We start from the raw sequence: 24,222 nt of genomic DNA, 5'->3' as shown, positions 1-24,222 counted from the left end.
ACTGAGGCAAGGTACTTGTTGCGATCCTGCACAGGGCGAAGAGTTTATGCAATGCGCTCAATTATTTATATGATTGATTTTCCGCTTGGGTGGCTTCTACCCGTAGGGTGCGCAGGGTAGAGTTCCGTATGTCCAGTGCTGCGAATCCCATATCAAGCCGTTTGATAAAGGCGTTTTTCCTGGCCGTTCGGCGCTTTGGCGAGAAGAACGGCTTTGTCATGAGCAGCCATGTCGCCATGTCGATGATGATGGCGCTCTTTCCCTTTGTTCTGTTCACCGTGGCGCTGGCGGGCGCCTTGTCTCAGGGCTATGTGAACGATGAATTGATCGAGCTGATTTTCGGCGCGTGGCCACAAGATGTGGCTGAACCGATCGTCTCCGAACTGCGCGCGGTGTTGCAAAGCTCCAGCTCGGGCGTGATTACCATCGGTGGTCTGCTGGCGGTCTATTTCGCCTCGAACGGGGTGGCTGCGGTGCGGGCAGCGATGAATCAGGCCTATCATGATCAGGACAGCTGGCCGTTCTGGAAAACGCGGCTGCTGTGCATTGGCCTGGTTATTCTGGGCGGCGCTGCGATCCTGATCATCGCCGCAGTCGAGGTTGTCTTGCCCGTCTACACGCAGCTCGTGTCCGAGCATACGGATGTGGATGTCTCGAACTGGTTGTCGGTGGACCGGCTGCGCTGGACTTTCACGATTGCGGTTCCGGCCGGCACGATCCTGCTGGCGCATCTGATCCTGCCGACCGGTCGCCATCGGGTGACGCAGATCTTGCCCGGCGTTGTTCTGACACTCGTTCTGCTGGGAGCCGGAGGGTGGGGTTTTTCCATCTATATCGGCCAGTTCGCCAGCTACAGCGCCACCTATGCCGGGTTGGCAGGAGCCATGGCGGCGTTGATTTTTCTATACCTGTGCGCGGCGATCCTGATTCTGGGTGCCGAGTATAACGGAGCCCTGATGGATTTGCAGCGCGACCAAGAAAGCGCTTCGGCATGAGGTGGGTTTTGCTCTTTGTTGCATTGGCCGGGGCCGCCAACGCACAGTCCTACGTGGGTTCTGATCAATGCACTGCCTGTCACGTGGAGGAGGCCGAGGCCTGGGCAAACTCTCACCACGCGCTGGCCTGGACCGAGGTCGGGGCAGGAAAGATGGTTGCCGATTTTGATGGGACCCGTTTTCAGCATGACGGCATGTCGGTCCTGTTCGACCATAGCGGCGAGGTCCCAACCGCTCAGGTCACTGAAAAAGACGGTGCGATGACCGAATATGACATCCACTCGGTCGTCGGCATTGAACCCTTGCAGCAATACCTGTTCGAAACCGATCCTGGCCGGCTACAGAGCTTTGACGTGGTCTGGGACACCGAAAACAAGCGCTGGTATCACCTTTACCCGGATCAGAATTTGCCCCCGGATGACGGGCTGCACTGGACCGGGCCCTACAAGAACTGGAACGCCCGGTGCGCCGAATGCCACGCAACTGGCTTTGAAAAGAATTACGACGCGCAAACCCGCAGCTACCAGTCTCGCCAAGCTGAAATCGGCGTCGGGTGTGAGGCCTGCCACGGCCCCGGCTCGGCGCATATCGACTGGGTCAATGGTCGCGTTCTGCCAGAAGGGGTAGGTGAGGCCGGTTTCGTAATGTCATGGGGCAAAGGCCAGACCGAGGCAGAAATTCAGCAATGCGCTGGGTGCCATTCCCGGCGCGAGGCGCATGAGCAGGGCAACCCTCTGCCCGGAACGCCCTATCACGACGCCTACAATCTCGCGCTTCTGCGACCGGGGGCCTATCACCCGGACGGTCAGATTCTGGATGAGGTCTATGTTTACGGATCCTTCCTGCAATCCAAGATGTATGCGCAGGGCGTGGGCTGCATGAGCTGCCACGAACCCCATAGCGCAACGCTGAGGGCCGATGGCAATGGGGTCTGCACGCAATGCCATTCACCGGCGGGTAATCCGGATTTCCCGACCCTGTCTCGCAAGGAGTATGACACCCCTGATCATCATCAACACCCCGAAGATAGCACAGGCGCGCAATGCAAGACCTGCCACATGATCGAGCGTGTCTATATGGGCGTCGACGGTCGGCGGGATCACAGTTTCCGTGTGCCGCGCCCTGATCTGGGTCTTGGTCAGGACGCCTGTACTGATTGCCACACAGACAAGGACCAGCCATGGGCCGCGGCGCAAATCGAGGGCTGGTTTCCGGACTCAACCCATCGCGGCCCGCATTTCGGATCGGTCTTCGCTCCGGCAATGGCGGGGCAGGCGGACAGTCCTGAAGGGCTACTGGCGATTGCCACCGATCCGTCTCAGGCCGGGATCGTGCGCGCAACAGCGGCATATCTGCTACAACCCTTCGGCTCCCGTCAGGTGGCCGACGCAACAGCAGAATTACTGACGGATGCCGACCCGCTGGTTCGGGCCAACGCTGTGACGTTGCAGCGTCAGGCCTCTCCCCGAGATCAGGTGAAGCGGTTGGAGCCGCTGCTCTCAGACCCGCTGCGCAACGTTCGGATTTCGGCGGCGAAAGAGGTCCTGACAATCCCGCCCGAGGCGATGACCAAGGAACAGCGGGTTCTGGCAGGGCAGGCCACTGCCGAGTGGCAAGGGGCAATCACAAACCGTCTGGATTTCCCTGAAACCCACATGGTGCTAGGCGGTATGGCACTGACCTTTCGCAACGCATCCGCCGCCGAGCGTGCCTTTCGCGAGGTCGTGACCCTCGACCCTCAACGCGCCGAAGCCTGGCCGATGCTGGTGCAGCTGGCACAGATCAATCGCGGGCCGCAAGCTGCGCGTGAAATCGTACAGGAAGGCCTACAGCGCATTCCAAATGATCCGAACCTTCAAGAGCTGTCCCGGCAACTCGGGCCATAAGAACGGCCTTTACGCGCCCGTTTCGCGCCATCATCCCGGCAGATTTGACCGCTAGACCTGTGTCCGAGGGTGTCAGGCCATTAGGTCGTAAAAGGTGTCACATGTCGGAACATGTTTTGAAACAGCCTGCCTCAAGGGGCAGGCAGGTCTCAATGGATCAACGGATCGCGGAGCTTCGGGACCGCAAGCCGATTGATCTAAACCATGGTGAGGGGCTGATGCTGCAAGGTATCGCAACCGCGTCGCTTCGCGAACAGCGGCTGGCTGGTCAGATCGCGCTCGAGGACTAGGCGCCGCCCCTGAACCCGGTCGCAACCACGAATTTCTCGGAACTGTCCGAACGCGATGCAGGCGGTTTGACGTTTGCAACTTTCTCGAACTTCTGCTTGAGCAGCTTTTGCAGATCGCCCTCGGCGCCACCGGCCAGAACCTTGGCCACAAACGTGCCGCCATCCTCCAGCACGTCAAAGGCAAAATAAGCGGCGGTTTCGCACAATGCCATGATCCGCAAGTGGTCGGTCTGCTTGTGACCCGAAGACGCGGCAGCCATGTCCGACATCACAACGTCAGCCTTGCCGCCCAGCCACTCTTTGACCTTGAGGTCCGCGTCATCTTCCATGAAATCCAGCACATGAGCCGTCGCGCCTGCAACAGGTTCGACCTCCTGCAGGTCAACACCCAGAACGGTGCCAATACGCTTGCCGCTTTTCTCGCCCAAGGCATTCACCCGCTTGACCGCGACCTGCAGCCAGCCACCGGGCGCACAGCCCAGATCAACGACGCGCGCGCCGGGGACCAGAAACCGGAATTTGTCGTCCAGTTCTAGGATCTTGAACGCAGCGCGCCCACGATAGCCTTCGGCATTCGCGCGCTTGACATAGGGGTCGTTCAACTGCCGCTCGAGCCACCGGGTCGAGCTGAGCTTGCGCCCACGCGCCGTCTTCACCTTGACCTTCAGGTCGCGTTGCCCGCGGCCTGAAGTGTTTTTTCCACTCGGTGTCTTCGCCATCAGAACGGTCCGTCTTCCAATACGCCGTCCGCACTCATCTGCGCATAGAGCAGACCTTCACGCAGCCCCCGGTCCGCCACAGACAGGCGGTCGGTGGGCCAGCAACGCAAAAGGGCCTGCAAAATGGCCGAGCCGGACATGATCAGGGCCTGCCGGTCATCCCCAATCCGAGGGTCCCGGCGTCGCCCGTGAGGGCCGAGTTCTAAATACCCGCGTATGACTTTGTCAATCTGATCGCTGGTCATGCGCAAACCGTCCACCTTGGTCCGGTCATAGCGCTTCAGGCCCAGATGGGAGGCCGCAACGGTTGTTACGGTACCGCTGGTGCCGACGATCTGGAAACCCGCTCGGGTCTGTTCGTCCTTGTAGGGGGCAAAATCGGCGAGATTTTCCTCGAAAAACCAGCTCATGAGGGCAAACCGGGCCGAGTCATCTTCGACGTCATGAAACTGGTCGCGTAGGGTTGCGACGCCCAGCGGGACGCTAATCCAGTCCACGACCTTTGCGGCCGGGAAGGGGCTGTCGGCGGTGTGAAATCCGTTGTGCAGACGCATGATCGCTGCTGGCCGATCGCGGCGCGGCACGGACGAGATGTCGATCCACACCAGCTCGGTCGAGCCGCCGCCAATATCCACGACCAGCAATTGCTCGGTCTTGGTCGACACCAGCGGCGCGCAGGAGATGACGGCCAGACGGGCCTCTTCCTCGGGCTGGATGATCTCAAGGTTCAAGCCGGTTTCACGCCGTACTTGCCGGATGAAATCGCGTGAGTTCTTGGCGCGCCGACATGCCTCGGTTGCGACCAGACGCATCCGTTTGACCTTGTTGCGCTTCAGCTTTTGCTGGCAGATCCGCAGCGCCTGAACGGTGCGTGACATCGACGCCCGGGATAGCCGTCCCGTGCGTTCCAACCCCGCACCCAACTGCACGGATTTGGAGAAACTGTCGACCACATGGAACCCGCTCCCCTTGGGTTGGGCTATCAACATGCGGCAGCTATTTGTCCCCAGATCCAACGCCGCATAGAGTGCATCTGGATCGGGTCTTGCCGGCGCGGGGCTTTCGACCGCCTTCGGGAACGCGCCCGCACCTTTGGGACGCTTGGGCGCCATTCGTAACGCCCTCCGATTTTCGTGTTAAGTTGACCCTAGGCGGGGTCTCGCCGACGCGCAAGTGATTTCAATTTTGAATTTAACGTGAGTGTCACACAGCGTTCATACTGAAATGCAATTCCCGTGCCGATCCCCATTTCGGGATTCTCTACAAGCTTACAGCCAGATACGGAGACTGCCATGAAAGATGAGCGCACCCTGTCCTTCGATGAATTTGATGAAGTCGTAAATCCGCGCCCCGAGGAATGTGAATTCGACCGCGTGGTCGAGCGCGCCTTGTCGCGACGTGGCTTTCTGGGGGGCGTTTTGGCCATGGGCAGCTTTACCGCAGTAGGCGGCTCGCTTCTGCCCACAGGCGCGCGCGCGTCAGCTGATCGGTTCTCGTTCGAGGCGATTCCGGTCTCCACCGCCGATGAGGTGGTCGTGCCCGCAGGCTACAAGGCCGAAGTCATGGTACGCTGGGGCGATCCGTTGTGGTCCGACGCACCTGAATTCGATCCTGCGACTCGTGGCACCGCCGCCAGCCAGGAACGCGCCTTTGGCGACAACACCGACGGTCAGGACGTTTTCTTCCATGACGGTCACGTTCTGCTGGTCGTGAACAACGAATACACCAACCGTGACATTCTGTGGGGCAACAATCCGGACGCCAAGCCGGCCTCGGATGACGATGTCGCCAAGGGCATGATGGCCCATGGTGTGACGGTGGTCGAGATTGCCAATACCGACGGCAAATGGGGCATCGTCAAGGACAGCCCGTATAACCGCCGTATCACGCCGCAGACCGACATGACCATCACCGGACCGGCTGCGGGCCATGACCTGATGAAAACCGCCGCTGATCCAACCGGCACGACCTCTAAGGGGACGTGGAACAACTGCGGCAACGGCATGACGCCTTGGGGCACCTATCTGGCCTGTGAAGAGAACTTTAACGGCTACTTCTCGGCAGAAGACGAAGCGCACGAAGTCAGCGCCGAGCTGAAGCGCTATGGCGTCTCGTCCAAGGATTGGGGCTATGGCTGGGCCAAGATCGACGACCGCTTTGACGTCTCGAAGAACCCCAATGAACCGAACCGCGCCGGTTACGTGGTTGAGATTGACCCGACCGACCCAACCTCGACCCCGCGCAAGCTGACCGCTCTGGGACGTTTCAAGCATGAAAATGCCGAGTCTGTGGTCAATAATGACGGTCGCGTTGTCGTCTATATGGGCGATGATGAGCGCGGCGAGTTCCTGTACCGTTTCGTTTCGGACGGCGTTTATGCGGCGGGGGTCGATACCAACGCGCTGCTGGAAAACGGCACGCTGTCGGTTGCCAAGTTCAACGATGACGGTACCGGTGAATGGCTGGACCTGACGCCCGAGACAACCGGATTGGCCTCGCAGGCTGAGGTCAGCATCCACACCCGTCAGGGCGCGTCTGCTGTGGGCGCGACTACCATGGACCGCCCCGAATGGGTTGCTGCCAACCCGAACGTGGCCGAGGTTTATTGCTGTCTGACCAACAACAAGAACCGGGGCGTCAAGCCGAATGCCGGTGGGGATGACACCTCGGTCAACGGTCCGAACCCTCGCGAGGCCAACAACTATGGCCAGATCGTACGCTGGCGCCCCGAAGGTGGCGATCATACCGCGTCCGGTTTTGCCTGGGATCTCTATGTGCTGGCGGGCAACCCGAATGTCCATCAGGACACCTATGGCGGGTCGGACAACGTCAATGCCGAGAACATGTTCAACTCACCCGATGGTCTGAAATTCGACAGCAACGGCCTGCTGTGGATCCAGACCGACGGCAACTATGGCAACGAAGGTGATTTCGAAGGTCAGGGCAACAACCAGATGCTGGCAGGTGACCCGGTCACCGGTGAAATCCGCCGCTTCCTGGTCGGCCCGAATGAGTGCGAGATCACCGGCCTCAGCTGGTCGCCGGATCGCCGCACCATGTTCGTGGGCGTCCAGCACCCCGGTGAGGACGGCAACAGCCACTGGCCCGAAGGCGGCGATGCCGTGCCGCGCTCGGCCATCATCGCGGTCACGCGCGACGATGGTGGTTTGGTCGGCTAAGGCCGAAAACGCCCTTAAAAACAAGCCCCGGACGGTATTGCCGCCCGGGGTTTTTGCTTGTGTTGAGCCATCCTCATACAAGCGTTGAAAGTTTTGATATCTGGTTTTCTGTGAAACCCGGCTAAAACCACTGTACACCGTCATAGGCAAAAAGGTCGCTTGGAAGGCGCTGGGTGTCGAAAACCGACCTCCTTAGCCCAATATAGACGTTTAGAACCGCCCCATTGGTTAGGAGGAATCACAGCTATGCCTGACGTCACCATCGTGTACTGGCGCGACATTCCCGCTCAGGTCATCGTCGGCAAAGGCCGTCGTGGCGCAAAGCGGCAGTTGGAAGAACGGTTTGAACAGGCCATCGACCGCGCCGCAATGAAGGTGAATGCCAAGGACAGCGATGCCTACCTGGCCGAATGGCGCAAGGCCGAGCCTTTCGCGGTTGAGGGCGACCCGTCCGAGATTGCCGAAGCGCAGGCTGTGCGTCTGGAAACGGAATACGATCAGGACCGCATCAAGGCACTGATCGCGAATGACGGTTGGGCATGAGCCCGAAATCTATATGGGAGGCCGCAATGGCTTTGCTGAACTTCAAGAAACGTGATGCCGCCGAAAACGGCCCTGTAAATCCGACCGTCGAAGCCTTTCTGCAGGGCTACTCGATCGAGGTAATGCCGCGCACCGCCGAAAAGGTCGAAGATTTCCGCGCGTTGCTGCCCGAAGGCACCCGTGTCTACATCGCCCATATCGAGGGCACGCCGATCGAAGATATGGTGAAAACCGCCAAGCGCATCGCCGCCGAAGGTTACCCGGTCATGCCGCACTTCCCGGCACGCATCATCAAGGATGCCGCGACGCTGGAGAACTGGATCTCGATGTATCAGGGCGAAGCGGGCGTTGATCAGGCGCTACTGCTGGCCGGTGGTGTGGCGAAGCCGCATGGTGATTTCGACAGCTCGATGCAACTGTTGGAGTCCGGCCTGTTCGACAAAGCCGGTTTCAAGCGCCTGCACGTTGCCGGTCACCCCGAAGGCAACAAGGACATCGACCCGGACGGCTCGACCAAGAACGTTGACGACGCGCTGCGCTGGAAGCAGAAATTCAGCGAAACCACCGACGCCGAGATGGCGCTGGCCACTCAGTTTGCATTCGACGCAAAGCCGATCATCGAATGGGCGAACGGTCTGAAAGAGGCGGGGATCGATATCCCGGTTCATATCGGTATCGCAGGTCCTGCCAAGCTGCAGACCCTGATCAAGTTCGCCATCGCTTGTGGCGTTGGCCCGTCGCTGAAAGTTCTGCAAAAGCGCGCCATGGATGTCTCCAAGCTGCTGCTGCCTTATGAGCCGAATGATGTGATCACCGAGCTGGCCGAATACAAAGCGGCGAACCCGGATTTCAACATCACCAACGTACACTTCTTCCCCCTTGGCGGTATCAAGACCAACGCCAACTGGGCTATCAACAACGGCGGCGCTTCGGCGAAGCCGGTTAACGCTTAAGGAACGGACATGACCCGTACAGTCGTAGAATCAAAAACAAAAACCGCCGTTCTGGGCTTTGACGAACCGTTCTGCGTGATTGGTGAGCGGATCAACCCAACGGGCCGCAAAAAGCTGGCTGCTGAACTGGAAGCGGGCGACTTCTCGACCGTTGAAAAAGACGCGCTGGCGCAGGTCGCTGCAGGCGCGACCGTTCTGGATATCAACGCAGGCGTTGTCTACAACTCGAACCCCAACCCGAACGAGACCGAGCCGCCGCTGATGCGCCAGATCGTAGAGCTGGTTCAGGGCCTGGTTGACGTCCCTCTCTGCATTGACTCGTCGGTTCCCGGCGCGCTGGAGGCCGGTCTTGAGGCGGCTGAGGGCCGTCCGCTGCTGAATTCGGTTACCGGCGAAGAAGAGCGCCTGGAGCTGGTTCTGCCGCTGGTCAAGAAATACAACGTTCCGGTTGTTGCGATCTCGAACGACGATACCGGCATCTCGGAAGACCCCGATGTGCGGTTCGACGTGGCCAAGAAGATCGTTGAGCGCGCTGCCGATTTCGGCATTCCGGCGCATGACATCGTGGTTGACCCGCTGGTTATGCCGATCGGTGCGATGGCAACCGCTGGCCAGCAGGTCTTCGCTCTGGTCCGTCGTCTGCGCGAAGAGCTGGGCGTGAACACCACCTGTGGTGCGTCCAACATCTCGTTCGGTCTGCCGAACCGCCACGGCATCAACAACGCGTTCCTGCCGATGGCGATGGGTGCTGGCATGACCTCCGCGATCATGAACCCCGTTGCTCTGCCGACGACGCAGAAGAAAATCGCCGAGAAGAAAGAGGCCGTTGCCGCCGCCGGTATCATTCTGCCCGAAGGCATGGATGACGAGGCCTTCGTTCAGATGTTCGGTCTGGGCTCGACTCAGCCCCGTGCTGGCAAGGAAATGGAGGCCATCCGTGCCGCCAACCTGCTGACCAACAACGACCCGCACGGCGGCGCCTGGATCAAGTTCAACAAATCGCCTGAAGAAGCGGCTGCGGCCGGTGGAGCAGGCGGTCGTCGCGGCGGTGGCCGTCGCCGTCGCGCTTGATTTTCTGAACTATCAGATCAAAGGCCGGGCCCTGCGTCCGGCCTTATTCGTTTGACCCTGATCAATGCAGCAAGCTTGATATCGTAGAGACTGGGGCGGTCCTTTCCGCAACGATCAGGTGCTTTCATGTCCAAACATCACCCTCCAAAACTGGCCGACGCAGACCTGAGTGAGAAGTTGGGTAAGAAGGAATATTTCGACAAGCTGATCGATCTGCAGGCGAAACTGGCGCGTATTCAGCAAGCTTTTCTCTTCCATGGAACCAAGGGCGTAATCGTCTTTGAAGGCTGGGATGCCGCTGGCAAAGGTGGCACGATCCGCCGTATCAGCCAGGCGCTTGATCCGCGCAGTTTCAAAGTCTGGCCGATCGGCGCGCCGCGAAACTACTATCTCAACCGCCACTATCTGCTGCGGTTTTGGGAACGCTTGCCGCCAGAAGGTGCAATCTCGGCCTTTGACCGCAGTTGGTACGGGCGTGTTCTGGTGGAACGGATCGAGAAGTTCACACCTGAGAAACGGTGGCGCGCGGGATATCGAGAGATCAACGATTTCGAGCGTATGCTTGTTGATGACGGCACACGGATCGTAAAGCTGTTCTTTCATATCTCACAAGACGAACAGATGGCGCGTTTCACCGAACGCCTGCGCAACCCATTGAAGCGCTGGAAGCTGACTTATGAGGATTTCCGCAATCGCGAGCGTTGGGACGAGGCCGGGATCGCCGTCGATGAGATGCTGGCGCGTACATCAACGGAGATTGCCCCGTGGCACGTTATTCCAGCTAACAACAAAAAATCTTCGAGAATCAAAGCAATGCAAGCCATCGTTGACGCATTCTCAAAGGACATAGATCTAAACCCACAGCATTTGGACAAACGGACTTTGGACGCGGCGTGCGAGGCATTGGATGTTGACCAATCATTGATCGACTCTCTGCGGGCGAGGACAGAGTAATCCATAAACCTCACCGAAAGGCGCTTGCAGTTCCTCAGGTGGCGATGGTATCTCAAATTTCGCGGCGGGTATGATGTAATGGTAGCCTGTCAGCTTCCCAAGCTGAACGCGCGGGTTCGATTCCCGCTACCCGCTCCAACTTCAATGTCTATTGTGAACGGCGTGCTTGCAGCAGGTTAATAGCGGCCGGGACACGCGTTCCTTCCGAAGTGAGGTACTCCTCGAACTGTAGCACAACAGTATCGACGATCGCGCGCACATCCTCTTCGGTGCCGTTGAAATGCGCGATCACACGCGCAGCAGGTCCCACACGGGTGCAGAGCAGGGCTGCGTCTTCGACCGATAGTGGTCCATTTAGCACCAGCGAAACCGTCGTGACCTGAACATCAACCAGCCCCGCATCGCGCATCAGGCCAGCGACTCTGTCCTTGTCATGGAAGGCGAGCGGCCCAGGGGCATTCCGGTCAACTTTAGGCGGCTGACCCAACCGCGCTGTGGCAGCGATATGCGGGGTTTTGAACCAAGGGTTGTCAGACAGACCGCCCCAAGCGGCAAAGGTCATCTGCGCACGGGGCTTCAGGGCGCGAGCCATGTTGGCGAAGGCGACGGTCGGGTCGGCAAAGAACATGACGCCGAACCTTGAGATCATCGCGTCAATATCGCCCCGCGAAAGCTCTGTGGTCTGAGCGTCGGCGTATTGAAACGAAAGATTGCACAGACCAGCATTGCTGGCCCGCTGGCGCGCGCGCTCTAGAAACTGTTCCGATATGTCGATGCCGCGCACCGCACCCTCAGCCCCAACAAGCTGCGCAGCGGCCAACGCAGATGCGCCAGTGCCACAACCGATATCAAGAATCCGCATGCCCCGTGACAGGCCAGATCGTTTCAGGACCAGTTCCAGGACGGGCTGAAACAAGGTGTCCAGCTGATCTTCAAAGGTCAGCCAGCGGGCACCCATTTCAGACTTGCCCCAGAACTCTTCCTGATCACCGTTGATGTTCCGCATCGCAGCCCCCTTTTGAGGGGAACTATGACCTCCGGCGGCGACGGCGGCCAGTCTTTTCCTCATCGCCGCCACCGGTGTTGAAGGACGGTGCGGGCAGGGTGACGACCTGTGAGAGTTCCGGGAATGGGTCGGTTTTGTGCGGGATCGCGTTGGCGGCGACGAAGTGATCCTGGAACTTCGGCTCGATGGCGGTTTCGATCTTAGTGATCTCGCGCACGACACGCTCGATCTCGGCGCGCGATCCGATGTTACACAGTGCTATCCGGGCGCCGGTACCAGCCGCGTTGCCCGCGCTTGAGACCTTTTCGAGCGGCGCATCCGGGATCATGCCCAGAACCATCGCGTGCTTGGTCGAGATATGCGCACCGAAGGCCCCGGCCAGAACCACGCGATCCACGCGGTCGACCTCCATCTCGTCCATCAATAGGCGCGCACCCGCATAAAGTGCCGATTTCGCCAGCTGGATGGCCCGGATATCGCCTTGGGTGACCGTGATCCGAGGGCCACCTTCCGCGCTGGAATCATGGATCAGATAGGCGTGTGTGCGCCCTTCAGGAACGCAGCGGGGCGTGCCGGTTTGCTCGGCCGATCCGATCAGGCCGCTTTCGTCCAGCAGGCCAGCGATGCGCATCTCGGCCACCGCCTCGATGATGCCAGAGCCGCAGATGCCGGTGATGCCAGTGGTGGCGATGTCCTGATCAAAGCCATCCTCATCGGACCATTTCTCGGATCCGATCACGCGGAAGCGGGGTTCCTTGGTGACGGGGTCAATCTCGATCCGCTCAATCGCGCCGGGGGCAGCGCGTTGGCCGGAACTGATCTGCGCGCCTTCGAAGGCAGGGCCTGTGGGCGACGAGCAGGCCAGAACGCGGCTGGTGTTGCCCAGCAGGATTTCGGCATTGGTGCCCACGTCCACGATCAGCACCAGATCTTCGGATTTGCCGGGCTCTTCCGACAGGGCAACGGCGGCACAGTCGGCACCCACGTGACCGGCGATACAGGGCAGGATGTAGATCTGCGCGCGCGGGTTCATCGTGGTCAGGTCCATCTCACGCGCGGGCAGGGACATGCTCTCCGATGTCGCCAGCGCAAACGGAGCTTGCCCCAGTTCGACCGGGTCCAGACCCAGCAGCAGATGGTGCATGACCGGGTTACAAACGAACACCGTCTCAACGATCAGGCTGGCGTCAATGCCCGCTTCTTCAGCGATCGAGGTGGTCAGGTCATTGATCGCCTCACGCACGGCCTTGGTCATCTCCTGATCTCCGCCGGGGTTCATCATGGCGTAGGAAACGCGGCTCATGAGGTCTTCGCCGAAGCGGATCTGGGGGTTCATCAGGCCCGAGGATGCCTTGACCTCACCTGTCTCCAGATCGGTCAGATGCGCCGCAACCGTGGTCGAGCCGAGGTCGATGGCCAAACCATAGAGGCCCCCTTCGTGCAGGCCGGGCCAGATTTCGACGATGCGTGCCACCGGGTCCTTATGACCTTTGTGAACGGCGACAGTGACTTCCCATTTACCTTTGCGCAGAACCGGTTGCAGCTTCGACATCAGGGACAGATCTGCGGTGACGGCCTCGATCTTCCACTGCTCGCGCAGGGCACGTTCCAGACGCTCCAGATCGCCGGTGGGCGAGTGCATGTCGGGTTCCTCGACTACGACGAAATAAAGCCGCGTGGCCGGGTCCATGGTGATGGCGCGCGCCGCTGCGGCCTTTCGGACCACCTGACGGTGAACCTGGCTTTCGGGCGGCACGTCGATCACCACATCGCCCTGAACCGAAGCCTGACAGCCCAAACGACGGCCGGGCTTCAGGCCACGTTTGTCGTCATAGCGCTGCTCGACCGCGTTCCATTCGCTCAGCGCGTCTTCAGAGACGGTCACGCCGTGCTTGGGGAACTCGCCATAGCTGGGCGTAATCTGACATTTCGAGCAGATGCCGCGCCCACCGCAAACCGAATCCAGATCGACGCCCAGCTGTCGAGCGGCGGTCAGAATCGGGGTGCCAACGGGAAAGTGCCCGCGTTTGCCCGAGGGGGTAAAGACGACAAGGGGGTCGGTGGTCATGGTCGGCCTGCCTAAATTGTGTTCGCGCGTATGCCGGGGAAGATATGAGTTTATTCACAAAGGGAAAGCCCTGACTGCGGCACGTTTTGTACAACGAGCGTCGTTTTAGGACGTGCTATTCCCACCCAAGGGCAAACAACTTGGGTTCTGGGGCTTTTCCTTCGGGTCAATCCATGCAATAGGGTCACCGCCAAACGGGCTTTTGCATGGGGTTTGATGATGCAGATTCGTGAGGCACTTACCTTTGACGACGTACTTCTTGTTCCGGGCGCATCTTCAGTGCTGCCGGCAACGGCGGATACGACGACGCGCGTGACGCGGCAGATTTCTATGAACATCCCGCTGCTCAGCTCGGCCATGGACACTGTGACCGAGGCGCGTATGGCCATCGCCATGGCGCAGGCCGGTGGGATCGGTGTGATCCACAAGAACCTGTCGGTTGAGGAACAGGCCCGCGAGGTACGCCGGGTGAAACGGTTCGAGTCGGGCATCGTCTACAACCCGGTGACGTTGCGCGCCGATCAGACGCTTGCAGACGCGCAGGCGTTGGTGCAGCGTTACAACTTCACCGGCTTTCCGGTTGTGGATGAGAAGGGCCGCGTTGTCGGCATCGTGACCAACCGGGATATGCGCTTTGCCACGTCGGATGACACGCCGATCAAGGCCATGATGACCTCGGACAATTTGGCGATGCTGCAAGAGCCCGCCGATCTGGAAGAGGCCAAATCCCTGATGCGCGCCCGCCGGATCGAAAAACTGCTGGTCGTTGATGGCGAAGGCAAGCTGACCGGTCTTTTGACCCTGAAAGACACGGAACAAGCCGTTCTGAACCCGACAGCCTGCAAGGACCACCTTGGCCGTTTGCGCGTTGCCGCCGCGACCTCGGTCGGGGATGCAGGGTTTGAGCGTTCGGAACTACTGGTCGACTCCGGTGTCGATATCATCGTCGTCGATACCGCTCACGGCCATTCCGAAGGTGTTCTTGAGGCGGTCAAACGCGCCAAAACGCTGTCGAACGAAGTTCAGATCATTGCAGGTAACGTCGCAACGGCTGACGCCACCAAAGCGCTGATTGATGCGGGCGCGGATGCGATCAAGGTTGGCATTGGGCCGGGCTCGATCTGTACCACGCGGATGGTGGCCGGTGTCGGGGTGCCTCAGCTGACGGCGATCATGGACTGCGCCTCAGCCGCCGGAGATGTGCCGGTGATTGCCGATGGTGGTATCAAGTTCTCGGGTGATTTCGCCAAGGCCATCGCGGCGGGTGCGTCCTGCGCCATGGTCGGCTCGATGATCGCGGGTACGGATGAAAGCCCGGGTGAGGTGATCCTGTATCAGGGCCGCTCTTTCAAATCCTATCGCGGCATGGGCAGCTTGGGTGCAATGGCGCGCGGTTCGGCGGATCGCTATTTTCAGAAGGATGCCGCCAATGACAAGCTGGTGCCGGAGGGGATCGAAGGTCAGGTGCCCTATAAAGGCTCTGCAGGAGCGGTTGTTCACCAGCTGGTCGGCGGTTTGCGCGCGGCCATGGGCTATACCGGCTGTGCCACAGTCGAAGAGATGCGCAAGAACTGCAATTTCGTCAAAATCACCGGGGCTGGTCTGAAGGAAAGCCACGTGCATGACGTGCAGATCACGCGCGAAAGCCCGAACTACCGGATCATGTGATCTGGTGATCTGTTGTAGGCGGCGCCCCGACGCGGGCGCCGTTTTGCGTTCTTGGAAAACCCGACGGAGGGAAAGATGACCCCGGCAGCCCGTGTTCAGGCCTCAATCGAGATCCTTGACCAAATTCTGGACGGCGCGCCCGTTGAAAAAGCCCTGACTGGGTGGGCACGGCGCAACCGGTTCGCAGGTTCCAAGGATCGCGCAGCGGTGCGGGATCACGTTTTTACGGCCTTGCGCTGCAAGCGCTCATTCGCGGCACTTGGGGGTGCTGAGACCGGTCGGGGACTGATGATCGGAGCGCTGCGTGCTGCAGGGCAGGCGCCTGGCACTCTGTTCACCGGCGAACGCCACGCGCCTGTGCCAATTGAAGCGTCTGAGCAGGGTCGGGATTTCCTGTCACTGGCCGAGCAGTTTGATATTCCAGACTGGCTCTGGCCCCGGTTTTCCGTGTCTTTGGCGGATGCGGCGACTGAGGCCGCAGCGGCCCTGCAAAGCCGCGCTCCGGTGCATCTTCGGGTCAATTTGCTCAAAACAGACGTGGAAGGCGCGGCCCGTGCTTTGGCGGCTGACGGGGTTCAAACTGACCCCCATCCCGCCTGCGAGACGGCTCTGACCGTGGTTGAAGGCGCACGCAAGGTTGCGCAAAGTCAGGCTTACCTGGACGGTCTGGTCGAGCTACAGGATGCGGCCAGTCAGGCGGTTGTGGCAGCTTTGCCCCTCAAGCCTGGTTTGCGTGTACTTGACTATTGCGCCGGTGGTGGTGGGAAATCGCTGGCCCTTGCGGCTCATCAAGGAGTCGAGGTGTTTGCGTATGACATCAACCCGAAGCGCATGCAGGACCTGCCGAACCGCGCTGACCGCGCGGGCGTAAGAGTAAACTGCGTTGAGACCGCGGAACTAGCCGGTTTTGCGCCCTTTGACATCGTACTGGTCGATGCACCTTGCTCGGGCAGTGGCTCTTGGAGGCGCGCTCCGGCCGGAAAATGGGCCCTGACCGAAGAGCGTTTGATCGAATTGACCAAGCTGCAACGTGCGATTCTGGGTGAGGTCGCGCCACTGGTTCATCCCGAGGGCCTTCTCGCGTATGCAACCTGTTCGATGCTTCAGGACGAAAACGCGCGGGTTGTCGAAAGCTTTGTGTCGGAGAACCCCGAATGGACGGCGACGCTGCAACGGAATTGGCGTGTCACGGATGGCGTTGACGGGTTTTTCACTGCGCATCTGACAAAGTAGCCACTCAAAACAACCTAAGGTAGTTTTCGTAGCCCCTTAACTCTGTTAAGCGGGCATTAACCATTTTGGATCGTTATTGCTCTCAAAAAAGCTAGCCGGGTCGTTCATGTCCGATACTACATATTCGTTTTTCGATCGCCGCTCGCGTAGAACGCCGTCTGCTGCGCGTGTTTTGGCGCTGGTTGGACTGGCCGGGCTTTTATACGTGGCGCCATATACGGGCCGGGTGCCTGCGGACTGGACGCAGGGCATGATCGTCGTAGGAGTCTCGGTCCTGTTTGCGTCTCTCTGGATTCTGATCGGGGGCCTCTTTGCCGACAAAGCTGCTTATCAAACCCTTGATGTGCTGGCTGCTTTTGTAGATCACGACGATTGCGCAAGCGTTATTGCCGATGAAGAGGGCACTGTTCTGGTCGCCAACCCAACTGCGCGCGAACAGTTGAGAGCCAGCCCGGAGGCGACGCTGCCCGAGGTGCTGCGCTCAGTCTTCGCCAACCCGTCGAGCCTGCTTTTGAGACTGCAGACACTGGCCCAAGCAAATGGCTCAGCGGATGAGGACATCATCACCGTTGGCGAGAACGTCCCGGTTTCGGTTGTTCGATTGGGTGACCATCTGTTCTGCTGGCGGTTCAAACTTGGTCGCCAAGGGCAGTGGGATAAAATCACCCTTCCCGTACTGACCATCGGTCGGGGTGGGCGCCTATTACACCTCAATACCGCCGCAAGGGCCTTTTTCGGCACGGTACCGGGTTCGATTGACAATATCTTTCCGAACGAATTGCCACATGATGGTCAAATCTGCTCGGTCCCTGCTTATGAGGGGGAAACACGCGTCGCAGTCACTGGCGTATCGGCGTCGGGGGCTGAACGGCACCTTCTTTTGATGCCGGTTTCTCAACCTGTTCATCCGGAGCATGGATCCTCACTCGCAGAACTGCCCGTGCCGATCATTTGCATGACGCCCGAGGGGACCATACTGCAGGCAAACCAGATGGCGTTGGCTCTCTTGGGTGATCTCTGCCTAAACGAGACCAATATCGACCAGATCCTGCAGGGGCTGAACCATCCGATTCTGGAGTGGCTGGCGCAAACGGCATCGGGCGAAGAAGTTGCTCGATCTGAATTCCAGCGACTAACTCGCGATGACAAAGAGCTGTTCGTTCAGGTCACTCTGGACCGGGTTCAGATCGACGGGAAATCCCACCTTATCGCGGTTCTAAACGACGCCACGGAGTTAAAAACACTTGAGGCGCAATTTGTTCAGGGACAGAAGATGCAGGCTGTCGGCCAGTTGGCTGGAGGTATTGCACATGATTTCAATAACCTTCTGACCGCGATATCAGGTCATTGCGATCTGCTGCTGCTGCGTCATGATCAAAACGACCCTAACTATGGTGACCTGGTTCAGATTAATCAGAATGCCAATCGCGCGGCGGCTCTGGTCAGCCAGCTTCTGGCCTTTTCGCGCAAACAGACCTTACGGCCCGAAGTGCTGGACGTGCGCGACACCATCTCGGACCTCATCCATCTGCTGAACCGGTTGGTCGGTGAGAAAGTTCAATTGACGCTCAGCCATGATCCTGTCCTTAAGCCTGTGCGCGCGGACAAGCGGCAGTTGGAGCAGGTGTTGATGAATCTCGTCGTTAATGCGCGCGATGCAATGCCTGAAGGCGGTGAGATTCGCATCGAAACCGAGGTGTTGAGCCTGACCGAGCCCTTACGCCAAGACCGGGCCACGGTTCCGCCCGGCGACTACATGACCGTCAAGGTGATCGACAGTGGGGTCGGTATTCCCGCCGACAAACTGCAAAAAGTATTCGAGCCGTTCTACACGACCAAGCGCACGGGCGAGGGTACGGGGCTTGGCCTTTCCACTGTTTACGGGATCGTTAAACAAACGGGTGGCTTCATTTTCGTCGACAGCGCTGTCGGACGCGGCACCGAGTTTTCATTGCTCCTGCCGGTTTGTGTCAAAGCTAAACCCGTCGAAATCCAGCCCGAAGATGTGCCGGACTCTAAAACGGCGCGTCAGGGTGAGGGCGTCGTGCTTCTGGTCGAGGACGAAGCACCGGTACGCGCCTTCGCAACCCGTGCGTTGCGCCTGAAAGGCTATACGGTGCTCGAGGCCGAATCCGCCGAGGACGCCCTGACTTTGCTGGAAGATGCCGACCTGAACGTGGACGTGTTCGTAACGGATGTCGTCATGCCCGGAATGGACGGCCCGACCTGGGTTGCCAAGGCCATCGAGACAAGACCGGATGTCCGGGTCGTGTTCGTCTCGGGCTATACCGAGGGCGCGTTCGGCGACTCGGGTCCTCAGGTTCCGAACTCGACCTTTTTGCCAAAGCCCTTCTCTTTGACCCAACTGACCGAGGCGGTGTTTCAGCAGATGAATTGACGGCTATTGCGCCGCCTCATAGACCGCAAAATCGGCCTTTGAGTGTTTTCGGAGCGCTGCCTCGGTTTCAGAAGACAGAGTTGTTTCTGCGGGTGGTGAGACGTTCTCGCGCTGCAATGAGAATTCGTAGTTCAACCTGTTTTGCAGGAAGTCGACGATTCTGTCCTGATGGTCGTATTTGAAAACATGACTAGCCCCGACACCGTTGTTGCGGGTGCGGAAGAACTCGCTCTGACTGCCGACATCCGCAAATTCGGGCCGAGGGGTCTGCATATAGGCCTGCACAAACGCATCAAAGCTGAGATCCCGTGTCGAATGCGGATGCCCGATGCGATCCTCGCGCCGACGAAACCTGTACCAGCTGCCCAACCAGTCGATGGGTTCTCGGACAACGGCCATGATCTCCATCTCGGTGTCGTACATTTTGCGGAACATGTTTTGAATAAAACGGTCATATCGGCGTACCGGCGCGTGTTTCAGCTCGGGCGGGTGGGTGATCAAAAGGTCAGCGCGGGCCCGCAAGGCCGAGTGATATGCGGTGCTGCCGGTTTTGGGGACCGATAAAAACGCAAGACGTTCCTTATAGAAAACAAGCATTTAGTGGCCCCATGTCGTTCGTCGCTAAGATGGCAGATTGGCGTAAACGGATCTTTAACACAATTGCCCAAGAGTAAGTTCTGTAAGTTTTAGTTGAAATGTTCCCTTTTTGGTCCCATAAGGAACAAGAGGCGAACAAAGCAGCGATTGCCGCCCGGCAAAGGGTGTGACAAAAGGGAAGGCGACAGGACAATGGCGGATCTTCTGACGATGAGCGACAAGAAAAACGCGGACAAGCAAAAGGCGCTCGATAGCGCGCTGGCCCAGATCGAACGGCAGTTTGGCAAAGGCTCGATCATGAAGCTGGGCGAAGATGCCAAGCAGGATATCGAGGCGAGCTCGACCGGGTCTCTCGGTCTGGATATCGCGCTGGGAATCGGCGGTCTGCCGATGGGCCGGATTGTCGAGATTTATGGGCCTGAAAGCTCAGGTAAAACAACGCTGACTCTGCATTGTATTGCCGAACAGCAAAAGCGCGGCGGTGTCTGTGCGTTTGTCGACGCAGAACATGCGCTGGACCCGCAATATGCCCGAAAGCTGGGCGTTGATCTGGATGAGTTGCTGATCTCGCAGCCTGACACTGGCGAACAGGCGCTGGAAATCACCGACACGCTGGTCCGGTCTGGCGCGGTGAACATGGTCGTGGTCGACTCGGTGGCGGCGCTGACGCCGAAATCCGAATTGGAAGGCGACATGGGCGACAGCAACGTCGGCGTTCAGGCCCGTCTGATGAGTCAGGCGATGCGCAAACTGACCGGCTCGATCAGCCGTTCGAACTGCATGGTAATCTTCATCAACCAGATTCGGATGAAGATTGGCGTGATGTTTGGCAGCCCGGAAACTACAACGGGTGGTAACGCGCTGAAATTCTACAGCTCGGTTCGTCTGGACATTCGCCGTATCGGCGCGATCAAGGATCGGGATGAGGTGGTCGGCAACCAGACCCGTGTCAAAGTCGTTAAGAACAAGGTGGCCCCTCCGTTCAAACAGGTGGAATTCGACATTATGTATGGCGAAGGCATCTCGAAAATGGGAGAGCTGCTGGATCTGGGCGTCAAAGCCGGTGTGGTCGAGAAGTCGGGTTCGTGGTTCAGCTACGGGGATGAGCGGATCGGGCAGGGTCGTGAGAATGCAAAGCAGTATCTGCGCGATCACTCTCGGATCGCTTTGGATATCGAGGACAAGATCCGCGCGGCCCATGGTCTGGACTTCGACATGCCGCCCGGAGCGGCCGAGGATGACGATATCCTCGAGGCCTAAGGAACGCGCGAGAGGGAACACCAGAAATCTCCCGGCGCTCCGACAGTGCTGAGAATAACTTAAACAGGGCGGTCCATCGGGCCGCCTTGTTTCGTTTGGAAGGTCAATGCTGTGGACACTCTGCGGGCACGGCGATAAACCTGCGCAGACCATTCTGATTGCGCGCTGAGAGAGCCCCATGCCAACGTTGAACGACATCCGATCGACCTTTTTGAACTACTTTGACAAGCAGGGGCATGAAGTGGTGGCGTCCAGCCCTCTGGTGCCGCGCAATGATCCGACTTTGATGTTCGTGAACTCGGGCATGGTGCAGTTCAAGAACCTGTTCACCGGTGTGGAAACGCGCGACTATCAGCGCGCAACCACCGCGCAGAAATGTGTACGAGCGGGCGGCAAGCACAATGACCTCGACAATGTTGGCTATACCGCGCGCCACCATACTTTCTTTGAGATGCTGGGGAACTTCTCCTTCGGTGACTATTTCAAGCACGACGCGATTCCCTTCGCATGGGAGTTGATCACCAAGGAATTCGGCATCGACAAAAACCGTCTGCTGACCACGGTCTATCACACCGACGACGAAGCCTTTGAAATCTGGAAGAAAGTCGGCGTTCCCGAGGATCGCATCATCCGTATCGCGACCAGCGACAATTTCTGGCAGATGGGGCCGACCGGACCCTGCGGTCCCTGCACCGAGATTTTTTATGACCACGGCGATCACATCTGGGGCGGCCCTCCGGGATCGGCTGAGGAAGATGGCGACCGGTTCATCGAAATTTGGAACATCGTTTTCATGCAGAACGAGCAGTTCGAGGACGGCTCGATGGTGGAGCTTGACATGCAGTCGATCGACACTGGCATGGGGCTGGAGCGGATCGGCGCGCTGCTGCAAGGTAGCCATGACAACTACGACACCGACCTGTTCAAGACACTGATCGAGACTTCGGCGGAGGCGACCGGCGTTGATCCTTATGGCGATCAGAACGTTCACCACCGCGTGATCGCGGACCACCTGCGCTCAACCTCGTTCCTGATTGCTGACGGCGTGATGCCCAGCAATGACGGACGTGGCTATGTTCTGCGCCGAATCATGCGCCGCGCCATGCGTCACGCACACCTTTTGGGCGCCAAGGATCCGGTGATGCACCGGCTGGTGCCCTCGCTCGTACAACTGATGGGCGCGCAATACTCGGAACTGGGGCAGGCGCAGGCGTTGATCGAAGAGACTCTGCTGCTGGAAGAAACACGGTTCAAGCAAACGCTGGATCGCGGCCTGAAGCTGCTGGATGACGAGGTCGCGGGCCTGCCCGACGGTGCTGCTTTGTCCGGTGATGCGGCGTTCAAGCTCTATGACACCTATGGGTTCCCACTCGATTTGACCCAGGATGCCCTGCGGGAAAAAGGCCGGACCGTCGATACTGACGGGTTCGATGCGGCCATGGCAGAGCAGAAAGCCAAAGCCCGCGCGGCATGGGCCGGTTCCGGCGAGGCTGCGGATCAGGCGGTTTGGTTTGACGTGGCCGACAGCGCTGGCGCGACCGATTTCCTGGGCTATGACACCGAAAAAGCCGAGGCTCAGGTCGCGGCGCTGATCGTCGATGGCGCTCTGGTCGACAAGATCGAACAGGGTGGCAGTTGCTGGGTCGTCGTGAACCAAACCCCGTTCTATGGCGAGGCCGGTGGTCAGGTCGGCGACAGTGGTGAGCTGCGCCGCCTTGATGCGCGCGAAGATATTTCCCGCGTTGAAGACACCAAGAAATTCGCTGATGGCAAAGTCTATGCACACAAGGTGACCGTGGACCATGGCACCCTGTCCAAGGGAGACGCGGTTGAGCTGGAGGTGGATCATACGCGCCGTTCGGCCATTCGTGCCAACCACTCGGCCACACACCTTTTGCACGAAGCCCTGCGCGAAACGCTTGGCGACCACGTGGCGCAGCGGGGTTCGTTAAATGCCTCGGATCGTTTACGGTTCGATTTCAGCCATTCCAAAGCCTTGACGCTGGAGGAAATCCAAAAGGTCGAGCGTGAGGTGAATGACTTCATCCGCCAGAACTCGAGCGTTGAAACCCGGATCATGACGCCGGATGACGCGCGTAAGCTGGGCGCTCAGGCTTTGTTTGGTGAGAAATATGGCGACGAGGTTCGCGTTGTTTCGATGGGCAAGGCGCCGACTGGCAAGGGCCAGGATGGTGAGACCTGGTCCGTTGAACTTTGCGGTGGCACGCATGTCCGCCAGACCGGCGATATCGGAACGTTCGTTGTGCTGGGCGACAGTGCAAGCAGTGCGGGTGTCCGGCGAATTGAGGCGCTGACGGGCGATGAAGCCTTCCGCTATCTGTCCGCGCAGGATCACCGATTGGCACAGGTCGCGTTAGAGCTGAAAGCGCAGCCGGATGACGTTGTGTCCCGTGTGAAATCTCTGCTTGATGAGCGGAAAGCCTTGCAAAACGAAGTCGCGCAGCTGCGCCGGGATCTCGCTATGGCCGGAGGGGCTGGACAGGGCGGCGGCGCGGAAGCGACCGAGGTCAATGGCGTCAAGTTTCTGGCCCAGGCACTCAGCGGTGTGTCCGGCAAGGATCTTCCGGCCTTGATTGACGAGCACAAAAGCCGACTAGGATCTGGCGCGGTTCTGTTGATCGCGGATACAGGCGGCAAAGCGGCCGTCGCGGCTGGGGTCACGGCGGACCTGACAGACACGGTTTCTGCCGTTGATCTGGTCAAAGCCGCAGTGGTGGAACTGGGTGGCAAGGGCGGCGGTGGTCGCCCGGACATGGCTCAAGGTGGCGGCAAAGACGCGGCCAACGCAGATGCGGCGATCAAAGCCGCCGAACAGGTATTGGAGGGATAAATGGCTGCTCTTTGGATCGCACATGTCACGGTGACTGACACTGAGGCCTATGGAAAATACGCCGAGCTGGCGGGGCCCGCTATCGCTCAACATGGCGGAGAATTCATCGCGCGTGCCGCGCGTTATGTTCAGCTCGAGGGGAAGGAACGTCCGCGCAATGTGGTTGCACGTTTCCCTTCGGTTGAGGCCGCGGTCGAGTGCTATAACTCCGCCGCCTACCAAGAAGCGCTCGATCACGCCCGCGGGGCAAGTGAGCGCGAATTGGTCGTTGTTGAAATCACCGATTGAGAATCAGCTGTTTCAGCCGGGTCGAATTGACGGTTTCGGCGAAAACCAGCACATGAAATTCTGCGCGGCTTCCAGTTCTTTCTTGGAGGCCGTATTGCTTTCAAAAGCAGCATAAAAACAATTAGTTGCGGCGTTTCCGCATTCTGACCCAGTCATAAATGTGGCGGATTGCCCTCAATTCTTGCCCGAAATTGCCGCGGAATGTTACGAATTTCCGCCTTTTTTACCCCTGATCCTCAACATTGATTGCGTCACCAGAGCCA

19 protein-coding genes and 1 tRNA gene are annotated in these 24,222 nt (G+C 59.1%); 15 read left to right on the top strand and 5 right to left on the bottom strand.

All coding sequences use genetic code 11. The annotated features are described in order from the left end of the window. Positions 1-128 precede the first annotated feature (128 nt). The 3 genes from ACR0NO_RS01730 to ACR0NO_RS01720 all read left to right on the top strand — a co-directional run bounded on the left by ACR0NO_RS01730 (position 129) and on the right by ACR0NO_RS01720 (position 3,171). Positions 129-995: a YihY/virulence factor BrkB family protein gene (locus ACR0NO_RS01730; protein WP_170688632.1), complete on the top strand. Its 867-nt coding sequence runs from the start codon at positions 129-131 to the stop codon at positions 993-995. Beyond that, complete coding sequence (locus ACR0NO_RS01725) at positions 992-2,881, top strand: cytochrome c3 family protein (protein ID WP_480722760.1); 1,890 nt, start codon at positions 992-994, stop codon at positions 2,879-2,881. The genes ACR0NO_RS01730 and ACR0NO_RS01725 overlap by 4 nt, the downstream gene beginning before the upstream one ends. A 152-nt stretch (positions 2,882-3,033) precedes the next feature. Beyond that, the gene (locus ACR0NO_RS01720) at positions 3,034-3,171 is read left to right on the top strand and encodes a hypothetical protein (RefSeq protein ID WP_480722759.1); all 138 of its coding nucleotides are present in this window, start codon (positions 3,034-3,036) and stop codon (positions 3,169-3,171) included. On the opposite strand, the gene ACR0NO_RS01715 is transcribed toward ACR0NO_RS01720, so the two are convergent. Together ACR0NO_RS01715 and ACR0NO_RS01710 are read right to left on the bottom strand one after the other, a co-directional pair. Then, a complete protein-coding gene (locus ACR0NO_RS01715; RefSeq protein ID WP_170373665.1) occupies positions 3,168-3,890 on the bottom strand; it encodes an RlmE family RNA methyltransferase in 723 nt (240 codons plus the stop codon). The genes ACR0NO_RS01720 and ACR0NO_RS01715 overlap by 4 nt on opposite strands. Beyond that, a complete protein-coding gene (locus tag ACR0NO_RS01710) occupies positions 3,890-5,002 on the bottom strand; it encodes a Ppx/GppA phosphatase family protein (protein WP_170373666.1) in 1,113 nt (370 codons plus the stop codon). The genes ACR0NO_RS01715 and ACR0NO_RS01710 overlap by 1 nt, the downstream gene beginning before the upstream one ends. Positions 5,003-5,182: 180 nt before the next feature. Between ACR0NO_RS01710 and ACR0NO_RS01705 the strand changes: the two genes are divergently transcribed. The 6 genes from ACR0NO_RS01705 to ACR0NO_RS01680 all read left to right on the top strand — a co-directional run bounded on the left by ACR0NO_RS01705 (position 5,183) and on the right by ACR0NO_RS01680 (position 10,728). After that, on the top strand, positions 5,183-7,069 hold the full coding sequence (locus ACR0NO_RS01705; RefSeq protein ID WP_480722758.1) for a PhoX family protein: 1,887 nt from the start codon (positions 5,183-5,185) through the stop codon (positions 7,067-7,069). 246 nt (positions 7,070-7,315) lie between these two features. Next, a complete protein-coding gene (locus ACR0NO_RS01700) occupies positions 7,316-7,612 on the top strand; it encodes a virulence factor (RefSeq protein ID WP_170373668.1) in 297 nt (98 codons plus the stop codon). A 26-nt stretch (positions 7,613-7,638) separates the two neighbouring features. Next, the gene (locus ACR0NO_RS01695; protein ID WP_170459269.1) at positions 7,639-8,565 is read left to right on the top strand and encodes a methylenetetrahydrofolate reductase; all 927 of its coding nucleotides are present in this window, start codon (positions 7,639-7,641) and stop codon (positions 8,563-8,565) included. Between the two features lie 9 nt (positions 8,566-8,574). Then, entirely contained in the window at positions 8,575-9,636 is a 1,062-nt protein-coding gene (locus ACR0NO_RS01690; RefSeq protein ID WP_170373670.1) for a methyltetrahydrofolate cobalamin methyltransferase, read from the top strand. A gap of 126 nt (positions 9,637-9,762) precedes the next feature. Further along, the gene (locus tag ACR0NO_RS01685) at positions 9,763-10,590 is read left to right on the top strand and encodes a polyphosphate kinase 2 family protein (RefSeq protein WP_480722757.1); all 828 of its coding nucleotides are present in this window, start codon (positions 9,763-9,765) and stop codon (positions 10,588-10,590) included. A gap of 64 nt (positions 10,591-10,654) precedes the next feature. Further along, positions 10,655-10,728, top strand: a tRNA-Gly gene (locus tag ACR0NO_RS01680). Positions 10,729-10,738: 10 nt separating this feature from the next. Here ACR0NO_RS01680 and ACR0NO_RS01675 read toward each other — a convergent pair. Together ACR0NO_RS01675 and ACR0NO_RS01670 are read right to left on the bottom strand one after the other, a co-directional pair. Then, positions 10,739-11,596: a class I SAM-dependent methyltransferase gene (locus ACR0NO_RS01675; RefSeq protein ID WP_480722756.1), complete on the bottom strand. Its 858-nt coding sequence runs from the start codon at positions 11,594-11,596 to the stop codon at positions 10,739-10,741. 22 nt (positions 11,597-11,618) lie between these two features. Then, a complete protein-coding gene (locus ACR0NO_RS01670) occupies positions 11,619-13,664 on the bottom strand; it encodes an ASKHA domain-containing protein (RefSeq protein ID WP_480722755.1) in 2,046 nt (681 codons plus the stop codon). A 219-nt stretch (positions 13,665-13,883) separates the two neighbouring features. Between ACR0NO_RS01670 and guaB the strand changes: the two genes are divergently transcribed. The 3 genes from guaB (at position 13,884) to ACR0NO_RS01655 (ending at position 18,963) form a co-directional block, all read left to right on the top strand. Then, the gene (gene guaB / locus ACR0NO_RS01665) at positions 13,884-15,332 is read left to right on the top strand and encodes an IMP dehydrogenase (protein ID WP_480722834.1); all 1,449 of its coding nucleotides are present in this window, start codon (positions 13,884-13,886) and stop codon (positions 15,330-15,332) included. A gap of 75 nt (positions 15,333-15,407) precedes the next feature. Next, positions 15,408-16,565, top strand: a complete 1,158-nt coding sequence (locus tag ACR0NO_RS01660; RefSeq protein WP_480722754.1) for an RsmB/NOP family class I SAM-dependent RNA methyltransferase — start codon at positions 15,408-15,410, stop codon at positions 16,563-16,565. Positions 16,566-16,671: 106 nt separating this feature from the next. Beyond that, positions 16,672-18,963: an ATP-binding protein gene (locus ACR0NO_RS01655; protein WP_480722753.1), complete on the top strand. Its 2,292-nt coding sequence runs from the start codon at positions 16,672-16,674 to the stop codon at positions 18,961-18,963. A gap of 3 nt (positions 18,964-18,966) precedes the next feature. Here ACR0NO_RS01655 and ACR0NO_RS01650 read toward each other — a convergent pair whose 3' ends face one another. Then, positions 18,967-19,560, bottom strand: a complete 594-nt coding sequence (locus ACR0NO_RS01650; RefSeq protein WP_480722752.1) for a sulfotransferase family 2 domain-containing protein — start codon at positions 19,558-19,560, stop codon at positions 18,967-18,969. 192 nt (positions 19,561-19,752) lie between these two features. On the opposite strand from ACR0NO_RS01650, the gene recA reads away from it, so the two are divergent. From recA to ACR0NO_RS01635, 3 genes are all read left to right on the top strand, one after another. Next, on the top strand, positions 19,753-20,820 hold the full coding sequence (recA, locus tag ACR0NO_RS01645) for a recombinase RecA (protein ID WP_170373677.1): 1,068 nt from the start codon (positions 19,753-19,755) through the stop codon (positions 20,818-20,820). Positions 20,821-20,998: 178 nt separating this feature from the next. Next, positions 20,999-23,671, top strand: coding sequence for an alanine--tRNA ligase (alaS, locus tag ACR0NO_RS01640; protein WP_480722751.1), 2,673 nt, complete (start codon positions 20,999-21,001; stop codon positions 23,669-23,671). Further along, positions 23,672-23,959, top strand: coding sequence for a DUF1330 domain-containing protein (locus tag ACR0NO_RS01635; RefSeq protein ID WP_170638730.1), 288 nt, complete (start codon positions 23,672-23,674; stop codon positions 23,957-23,959). It begins immediately after the preceding gene. The last annotated feature ends 263 nt before the right edge of the window (positions 23,960-24,222 follow it).

The organism is Ruegeria sp. CL3, assembly GCF_056536505.1.
This window is presented reverse-complemented; position numbering and strand designations above follow the sequence as displayed.